Source organism: Kitasatospora sp. NPDC094028 (assembly GCF_049543595.1).
Lineage (GTDB): Bacteria > Actinomycetota > Actinomycetes > Streptomycetales > Streptomycetaceae > Kitasatospora.
Genome location: NZ_JBMVFA010000033.1, coordinates 88,784 through 97,256, shown reverse-complemented (window position 1 = coordinate 97,256; position 8,473 = coordinate 88,784). Strand labels below are relative to the sequence as shown.

The following is an 8,473-nucleotide window of genomic DNA, read 5'->3' as shown; positions in this document are numbered from 1 at the left end:
CAGGAAGTGGTGTTTCAAGGGATTGGCCGCCCCGGGACCGTCCGCGCCGATGCGTGTCCGGTGCTCCCTGCCGAGCGACTGGGAGACAGTACCCCTATTCAACGCCCGAAACAAATGCCGGGGCCAGGCCGCACAGGCGCCAGCGCCGCCCGCACGGCCCGGCCCCGGCCTCGGGTCAATGCCGCAGCTCGGCCCGGAAGGCGACGGCCGCCTCGCCGGTGACCGACGCCAGCACCCTGCCGCCGCCGTCCGTCTCGGCACGGACGTGGACGTCGCCCGGCCGCCCCATCGCCACGCCCTGCCGTCCGGTGAAGGCGAGTCGGCCGCCGGGCGCGGCCACCAGGCCGTACCGGAGCAGGTAGGCGCCGAGCGGGCCGTGGCCGTTGCCGGTCACCGGGTCCTCGGGGATGCCGATGGCCGGCGCGAACATCCGGGACCAGGTGAGCGGGCCGGGTCCATCCACGGCCAGGGCGGCCCGGGTCGCCCTGGCCCCGAGGGCGAAGACGAAGAAGCCGTTGCTGCCCACCTCGTGGCTGAGGGCCGTCAGCGCGCCCGCGTCCGGCCGCAGGGCGTCCACCGCGGCACGGTCGCGCAGTCCGATCAGCACCTTGGAGTGGCCGGTGGACACGATCCGGACCGGGCCGTCCTCGGCGAGGTCGGCGGGGGCGGCGCCGAGCGCCCGCAGGAGCCGGCCGACCTGGGACCGGTCAAGTTCCGGGCCGAACTCGGCCGGCCCCTGGTGCATGCCGATCCGGACCCGGTCCCCGTCCGCGTGGACCTCCACGCGCTGCAGCAGTCCGCCGCCCGTCTTCTGGACCACCGTGCACGACGGCAGTCCGTACTCCACGGCCCGGGCGTAGTGCGTGCCGATGGTCGCGTGCCCGCAGGTCGGGACTTCGGTGGTGGGGGTGAAGAAGCGGACCCGCACCTCGTGGTCGGGGCCGTCCGGGGGGAGGACGAAGGCCGTCTCGGAGTTGTTGAGCTCGCGGGCGATCGCGAGCATCTGCCCCTCCGTCAGCCCGTCCGCGTCCAGCACCACGCCGGCCGGGTTGCCAGTGAACGGTGTCGTGGTGAAGGCGTCGACCTGGTAGAGGGCCCTCATGGGGCGACCTCCCGGGCCGCGGTGTCGGCCTCCCGGGCCAGCCGGATCAAGGTCCGGACCGCCGCGCCGGTGCCGCCGGTGGGGGTGTAGCCGTGGGCGGCGCCCTCGTTGAAGGCCGGGCCGGCGATGTCCAGATGGGCCCAGCGCGTGCCGTCCGGGACGAACTCCTTGAGGAACAGGCCCGCGGCCAGGCCGCCGCCCATCCGCCCGCCGCTGTTGGCGAGGTCGGCGACCGTCGACTCCAGGCCGTCCAGCAGGTCGGCGGGCAGCGGCAGCGGCCAGGCCTGTTCGCCGCCGGCCGCCGCGGCCGCGAGGACGCGGTCGCGGAAGGCGTCGTCGTCGGACATCACGGCGAAGACCTGGTTGCCGAGCGCGATCCGGACGGCGGCGGTCAGGGTCGCCACGTCGACGATGGCGTCCGGCCCGTCCTCCCCCGCGCGGACGATGGCGTCGGCGAGCACCAGACGGCCTTCGGCGTCGGTGTTGCGCACCTCGACGGTCCGGCCGCCGTACATCCGGAGCACGTCGCCGGGGCGCAGGGCCGAACCGGACGGCATGTTCTCCGCCAGCGCCAGCCAGCCGGTGAGGTGGACCCGCAGGCCGAGCCGGCTCGCGGCGACCACGGCGGCGAGCACCGCCGCCGCGCCGGACATGTCGCGCTTCATGATCTCGTTGAAGCCCACCGGCTTCAGCGAGATGCCCCCGGAGTCGTAGGTGATGCCCTTGCCCACGAGGGCGAGGCGGGTCGTCGCGTCCGGGTGGGCGTGGACGATCCGCACCAACCGGGGCGGTCGGGCCGATCCCCGGCCGACCCCGAGGAGGCCGCCGTAGCCGGCCCGGGCCAGGGCCGGCTCGTCGAGCACCTCGACGGTGAGCCCGTGCTCCTCGCCGACCGCCCGGACCGCGGCGGCGAAGCTCTCCGGATACAGGTCGTTGGGTGGGGTGTTGACGAGGTCGCGGCAGCGGTTCAGCTCCTGGGCGATCACCGTGCCGCGGTGCGCGCCGGCCTCCGCGGCCTTCCGGTGGCCGGGGTCCGCGAGGATCACCAGCTCGCGGACCGGGGGTTCGTCGTCCCGGCCGGTCCGGTAGACGCGGAAGGCGTACGCGCCGAGCAGGCCGCCGAGCGCCACCGCCTCGGCCGCGTCGGCGGACGCGGTCGGAAGGGCGAGGACGGCCCTCCCGGTTCCGGCCAGGGCCCGGGCGGCCACGCCGGCCGCCCGGCGCAGCGCCTCGGCGTCGGGCACCCCGTCCGGCCGGGCCGGGCCGAGGCCGACCGCGAGCACCATCCGGGCCGAACTGCCCGCGGGGGCGGGGAGTTTCACCGCCTCGCCCTCGGCTCCGGTCATGCCGAGGGTGCGGAGGCCGGCGAGGATTCCGGCGAGTCCGTCGTCGAACGTCCCGGCGACGGCCTCCGCTCCGGACACGACGGTCGGGCCGGCCGGGCCCTGGACGACACCGATCACGACGGAATCCGCGGGCAGCGCCCCGGCGGAGGAATCACGCACCGTCAACACGGTCATGTTCTGGGGTCCTTCTCGTTCAAAGGGGGGCGGGTGGGTCTGTCAGCTCGCGGACCGGGCGGACGGACCGGCGGCGATCGGCGTCCCCTTGAGCCGGGTCAGGGCGACGCCGGCCAGCACGATCACCATCCCCAGGGCGACGCGCGGGCTGACGGGCTCGTCCAGGACGAGGGCACCCAGCCCCACCGAGACGACCGGCAGCAGGTAGCCGACCGTCGCGGCGTGGGTGGCGCCTTCGTTCGCGATGATCCGGTAGGTGAGGTGGAAGGTGATCCCGGTGGCGCAGATGCCCAGGACGGCCGTGGCCAGCAGGCCCTTCGCGTCCGGGTGGATCGGCGTCAGTCCGCCGGCCGGCAGGGTCAGCGCGGTCAGCGCGGTGGCGGCGAGGAGTTGGGCGGCGGACAGGGCGATGGTGGGAACGCCCCGGCCGACCAGGGTGCGTCCCATGTAGACGAATCCGATGGCGTAGCTGATCGCCGCCACGACGATGGCCGACGCGCCCCAGCCGACCTGCCCGGCCCTCTCCCAGGGGGCGAAGATCAGCAGGACGCCGCCGAACCCGAGGAGCAGCCCGCCGAGGCGGACCCGGCGGACGGCGGGCTCCGCGCCCAGGACGATGCCGATCAGCAGCGACCACAGGGGGGTCATCGCGTTCAGGACGCCGGCCACCCCGGAGTCGACGGTCTGCTCGCCGATGCTGAACATGGCGAACGGGAGCGCGTTGCAGAAGAAGGCCGCCGTGAGGATCCGGCCCCAGATCGCGCGACCGCGCGGGAGGCGGTGCCCGGCCTTCAGGCACCCGACCGTCAGGACGCCGGCCCCCAGCAGGCAGCGGGCGAGGGTGACCTGAACGGGAGACAGCACGGTCAGCGCCAGCTTGATCCACAGGAAGGTCGATCCCCACAGCAGGGCGAGCACGGCCATCCGCACCGACGCCCTCGTTCCGTCCTTCACCCTTCTCCTCCCAAGTCCGTGGCCGGCTCCGTGGCCGGCTCCGTGGCCGGCTCCGTGGCCAGGTCCGTAGCCACGTCCGTGGCCCGGCCGACGCCTTGAACGATGCCCGGGGCGATCTGGAAGGACAAGCGAAGAAAACTGCACGAGCGTTAAGCTGAGCTGCATGCTTGATGTGAGACGGATGCAGGTTCTGCGGGCCGTGGTGAGCAGCGGGTCCATGACGGCGGCAGCGGAGCAGTTGGGGTACACGCCCTCCGCCGTCAGCCAGCAGGTCGCGGTGCTGGAGCGGGAAGCGGGGATCGCGCTGCTCGAACGCTTCGGCCGCGGTGTCCGGCCGACCGCGGCGGGCCGGCTGCTCACCGGCTACACGGACGTCATCAGTCGGCACCTCGCCGAGGCGGAGACGGCACTCGCCGACCTGCGCGCCGAACGCTCCGGCCGGCTGGCGGTCCGCTATTTCACGTCGGTCGGCTCCACGCTCGTGGCGCCTGCCGTGGCCCGGGTGCGGCGGGAGCATCCGGGCGTGCGGATCGACCTCAGGCTGGGCGAGCAGCAGGACCCGCTGGCCGAGGTGGAGCGGGGTGACGCGGACGTGGCCGTGGTGGTCCGGCCGGACGGCAGGGGCCGCCCCGGTGTCCGGCTGATCCCCCTCATCGACGACCCGTTCCACGCCGTCCTGCCGGCCGGGCACCCGCTCGCCGCACGGCGGGCGCTCGCCCTGGCCGACCTCGCCGCCGAGCCCTGGATCGGCAGCGAGCCGCCGGGCCCCTGCCTCGACATCATGACCGACGCCTGCGCGGCGGCGGGCTTCACCCCGAACGTCGTCGCGGCCAGCGAGGATTACGCCTCGGCGATCGGTTTCGTCGCGGCCGGCCTCGGCGTGGGCCTCGTCCCCCGGCTCGCGTTGGGCGGTCGTCACCCGGGGGTCGCCGTGCGCAGGCTGCACCGCCCGCAACCGGTTCGGTCCGTCTACCTGGCGGTCCAGGAAGCCGCCGCGGCCCAGCCCGCCTTGCGCACCCTGCTGGACGCTCTGCACGAGGCCGCCGCGGCGCGGGGGCGGGAGACGCCGACCCGCGCTGTCCGGGCCGGGACGCGGCCGGATACCGTACGCCGGTGAGCGATTCGATGTCTCCCGGGTGGTACCCGGTACTCGGTGCGGACGGCACCCCCGGTCACGAGCGCTGGTGGGACGGCCGCGCGTGGACCGACGACGTCCGCCCACTCCTTGCCGACGCCCGGCCCCAGACCTGGCAGGCCCAGGCCCCGGCCCCGTACCCGCAGGCCGGTTACGGCTATCCGCCTGCCCCCGGGTACCCGGGCTACCCCGGCCAGGAGGCCTACCCCGCTCCGGCCTACCCCGGCCCGGGCTACCCTCCGCCGAGCCCCCGGCGGAGCCGGACGGGCGTGCTCGTCGGCGTCGCGGTCGGTGTGCTGGCCGTGGGCGGGGCCGTCGCGGCGTTCGTGTTCCTCCAGGGCGGTGACCCGAAGGCCGGCCCGACCCCTGGCCCGACCGTCGTCGTCAGCCGCAGCGACAGCCCGTCGCCGAACCCCACGCCCAAGCCGGCGCCGTCCGCCACCGGCGTCGCGCCGGACTCCCAGCACGCGATCACCGTCCCGCTCCTCGACGGCTGGAAGACGGAGGCCGGTCACCCGGGCGAGTCGCTGTTCCTCAGCACCGGCAGCTACACCGGGCCGAACGGCAAGCCGTGGGTCCGGGGCGATTTCATGGTGGAGAAGGACACCGTCAAGGGCGCCACGGCCAAGGAGGCCGCCGACACCGCGATGCCCCGCTGGGCGGAGGCGATGTACCACGGGATCACCGAGCACACCGACTACGGGTCCGGCGAGACCACCGTGGACGGCGTGCCCGGCTACGTCACGCGCTGGCACGTCCGCAGCTCGTCCGGCGTCCAGGGCTACGTGCTGGTGGCCACCTTCCAGGCCAAGGGCGGCGGGTACGTGATGTTCGTGGGCTCGGTGGACGACGACGCGCAGGCGCCGGACAAGGACGCGCTGGAGAAGATCCTCGGCGGCGTCAAGGTGGACTCCGGCGGTTCCGGCAGCAGCACCTGATCCCGACCGCTGCCGGGAACGGGCGGCGGCCCGGAGGAGTGCTCCGGGCCGCCGCGCGTGGATCGGTACCGAGTGGGGGCTCAGTACTGGGTGCTGATGGTCACGCCGCTGAAGTCGGTCTGGGCGTAGAGGCTGATGTAGCGGTAGCCGGCCGTGGTGTTGGTGACGGTCAGGCTCTGGTTGGTGCCGGCGTTGGTGGAGCCGTTGGTGTAGGCGTTCGGCGTGGCCCAGGTGTTCGGGTTGTAGAGCAGGTACGCGGTGCCGGTGCCGCCGGAGCTGTTGACCTTCAGGGTCGTGTTACCGGCCGGCAGGTAGATGTAGTAGTACTGCAGGTTGCCGGCGGTCGCGGACTGGCCGGTCCGGGAGCAGTTCTTGTCCAACACCCGGGTGTCGGCCGCGGTGCAGGCGTTGGGGCCGGTGACCGTGACGGACTGCGAGATGCTGTTGGTCCTGCCGCCGTTGTCGGTCACCGTGAGGCTGACGGTGTAGCTGCCGGCCGCGCTGTAGGTGTGCGAGGGGCTCTGGGTGGTGGAGGTGGCGCCGTCACCGAAGTTCCAGGCCCAGGAGGTGAGGCTGCCGCTGCCGGACTCCGTCGACTGGTCGGCGAAGTTCACGGTCAGGCCGGAGGGGGCGGCGGCGAAGGCGGCGGTCGGAGTGCTGCTCGCCTGGCAGGCGCCGGCGGCGCAGGCGTCCAGCCAGGTGTTGAACTCGGCGTCGTACGCGGTGCCGATCGAGTTGTAGGTCGCGTAGCCGCCGGCGTAGTCACCGGTGCGGAAGTGGCTCAGCATGGTCGAGATGACGTCCGGGTGCTTCTCCTCCATGAAGCGGACGGCCAGGTAGCCCCACGGGTAGGTGCGGGTGGTGTCGCTGTTGTCGTAGGTGTTCTGGAACAGCGTGCTCAGCTGGTAGGTGTGCTTGGGCGCCTCGGCCATCGCGCCGGTGTCGGTGACGCCCCGGTAGGTGTAGGAGACGTACTCGGCGACGCCCTCGATCCACCAGACGTCCGGCACGGAGATCTGCTGGGTGAAGTTGCCCTTCATGTCCAGGCGGCCGTCGAGCGCGTGGGTGTACTCGTGGTTGAGGTTCCAGATGCCCGCGGTGAAGCCGTCGTTGCCGTTCTGGTAGGTGAGCGAGAGCGGCTGGTTGTCGGCCTTGGTCGGGTCGCCGATCAGGGTGATGCCACCGTTGTTGGTGCTGACGTCGTAGATGCCGGGCGCGTAGGTCTGGTAGTCCAGCGGGGAGGCGAACACCACCATCTGCAGCGAGTTCTCGTACTGCCCGGGGATCGGGCCGTTGTCCTTGACGAGCTTGTGGACGAAGGTGTCCTGGTTCTGCAGGCTGGCGCAGACGGCGGCCAGGTCGGCATCGGTCAGGCTCTGCGCCAGGATGCTGTGCGTGGCGTCGCAGGTGTGACTGATCGGCAGGGCGGCCGCCTTGAGCTTCGCGGACAGGTCGCAGACGCCGTAGTAGGAGCAGTTCGCCTGGTCGTAGAAGGCGACCTGGTTGGCGACGCCGACCCAGAGCCCGGCGGTCGGGCCGGTGATCGACGAGATGTCCAGCAGGCCCTTGGCCAGCGGCCGGACGGTGTTCACCAGCGCCGGGTGCTCGACGAACCGGGCCGTCTCCAGACCGGCGTTGGACGCCAGGAAGGAGTTGGTGCCGCCGAGCATGCCCTTGTGCTTCAGCGCGAAGGCGTCCAGCGTGTTGATGATGCTCGGGTCGGCGGTGACCGCCGCGACGTAGTCGGCGTTCTGGTGGCCCCGGAAGATCGGGGTGTACACGCTGTTCGCGAAGTTCACCATGTACCAGGACGAGTCCCACGTGCTGTCGTACGCGTTCAGCACCCGCTGGTAGGTGCCGAGGAAGTGGGCCTGCAGGTTGGCGCTGTCGGTGAGGATCATCGCCTGGCCGGCGACCTGGCCGTTGCCGTCGTTGACGTCCAGGAAGTGCGGGCTCGCCACGAGGGTGTCGAGGGCGGCCTGGACCGCGCCGGTCAGCGTGGAGTCGTACGGGCCGACGTCGTTCGAGTCGTAGTACTGCACGAAGTAGCCGGCCTGAAGGAAGTAGACCAGCTGGTAGATGCCGGTCGAGTTGTCGCCGGTGTAGGTGGCGGCCGCGCTGCGCAGGCCGTTGGCGACCGCGATCATCTGGCTCTGCTTGAACACCCCGTTGGCGGCGCGGCCGGTCAGGTGGAAGAGCGAGCTGATGCAGTCGACGCTCGCGCCCTGGACGTACGCGACCAGGTCGGCGCCGGTGCGGCTGCTGAAGTCGGCGGGCGTGCAGGAGGTGCTGGCCGCGCGGACGGCCGGGTTCGCGGTGCCGGTCGCCTTGGCGAGCTTGGGCGTGGGGGCCTTCGGCGCGGCGGACTGCGGTGAGCGCGGCGGCAGTTGCGCGGGCGCCAGGCGGCCCTGCTGGGTCTGCGCGTCGGTGTGGAGACCGAAGGCGCTGCCGGTGGGGGCTATGCCGTCGCGGTGCGCGGCACCGGGGGCCGGGCTGGCCTGCTGGCCCGTCTTCGCCGTGGGGGCGGCGAAGCTCGGGGCGGCGGCCAAGCCGGTGACGGCGGTGGTTGCGGCGGCGAGCACGGCCATCATCTTCGACAGCCGGATTCCGTGACGCATCGTCACTCCTTGCGTGGGGGTGTGGGGTCGAGCCCCGGAGCGCGAACGCGTCGAGGTCTCGCTCGGCACGGTGTCACGTGTGACCGGTCACAATCAATAAGGTGTGACATAGCAATGAACGGCCGATGGCCATAGCACGGCAGAGGGCACCGACCCGAAGCCGCACTGGAGACGGACGAACAACCGTGCGCTAGGTTCTCCGGGGG

At 72.7% G+C, this 8,473-nt stretch carries 6 protein-coding genes; 2 read left to right on the top strand and 4 right to left on the bottom strand.

From position 1 onward, the window contains the following. Positions 1-175 precede the first annotated feature (175 nt). Genes ACPC54_RS33840 through ACPC54_RS33830 form a run of 3 tightly spaced genes read right to left on the bottom strand, consistent with a single transcriptional unit; the run spans position 176 to position 3,576 of the window. A complete protein-coding gene (locus tag ACPC54_RS33840; protein ID WP_498970278.1) occupies positions 176-1,102 on the bottom strand; it encodes a PhzF family phenazine biosynthesis isomerase in 927 nt (308 codons plus the stop codon). Continuing rightward, positions 1,099-2,622 (bottom strand): leucyl aminopeptidase, encoded by a 1,524-nt coding sequence (locus ACPC54_RS33835; RefSeq protein ID WP_498970277.1) that lies wholly within the window; start codon positions 2,620-2,622, stop codon positions 1,099-1,101. The genes ACPC54_RS33840 and ACPC54_RS33835 overlap by 4 nt, the downstream gene beginning before the upstream one ends. Before the next feature lie 42 nt (positions 2,623-2,664). After that, positions 2,665-3,576 carry a DMT family transporter gene (locus ACPC54_RS33830; protein ID WP_498970276.1) on the bottom strand — a complete coding sequence of 304 codons (912 nt, stop codon included), beginning with the start codon at positions 3,574-3,576 and terminating at the stop codon, positions 2,665-2,667. A gap of 163 nt (positions 3,577-3,739) precedes the next feature. On the opposite strand from ACPC54_RS33830, the gene ACPC54_RS33825 reads away from it, so the two are divergent. Further along, positions 3,740-4,693 carry a LysR family transcriptional regulator gene (locus tag ACPC54_RS33825; RefSeq protein WP_498970275.1) on the top strand — a complete coding sequence of 318 codons (954 nt, stop codon included), beginning with the start codon at positions 3,740-3,742 and terminating at the stop codon, positions 4,691-4,693. Next, entirely contained in the window at positions 4,690-5,649 is a 960-nt protein-coding gene (locus ACPC54_RS33820; RefSeq protein WP_498970274.1) for a DUF2510 domain-containing protein, read from the top strand. The genes ACPC54_RS33825 and ACPC54_RS33820 overlap by 4 nt, the downstream gene beginning before the upstream one ends. Positions 5,650-5,729: 80 nt before the next feature. Here the strand turns inward: ACPC54_RS33820 and ACPC54_RS33815 are convergent, their stop codons facing one another. Then, complete coding sequence (locus tag ACPC54_RS33815; RefSeq protein ID WP_498970273.1) at positions 5,730-8,267, bottom strand: collagenase; 2,538 nt, start codon at positions 8,265-8,267, stop codon at positions 5,730-5,732. Positions 8,268-8,473 lie beyond the last annotated feature (206 nt).

Coding starts and splice junctions, on each gene's coding strand:
- ACPC54_RS33825 (WP_498970275.1), top strand. CDS start 3,740: ATGCTTGATGTGAGACGGATGCAGGTTCTGCGGGCCGTGGTGAGCAGC.
- ACPC54_RS33815 (WP_498970273.1), bottom strand. CDS start 8,267: ATGCGTCACGGAATCCGGCTGTCGAAGATGATGGCCGTGCTCGCCGCC.
- ACPC54_RS33840 (WP_498970278.1), bottom strand. CDS start 1,102: ATGAGGGCCCTCTACCAGGTCGACGCCTTCACCACGACACCGTTCACT.
- ACPC54_RS33835 (WP_498970277.1), bottom strand. CDS start 2,622: ATGACCGTGTTGACGGTGCGTGATTCCTCCGCCGGGGCGCTGCCCGCG.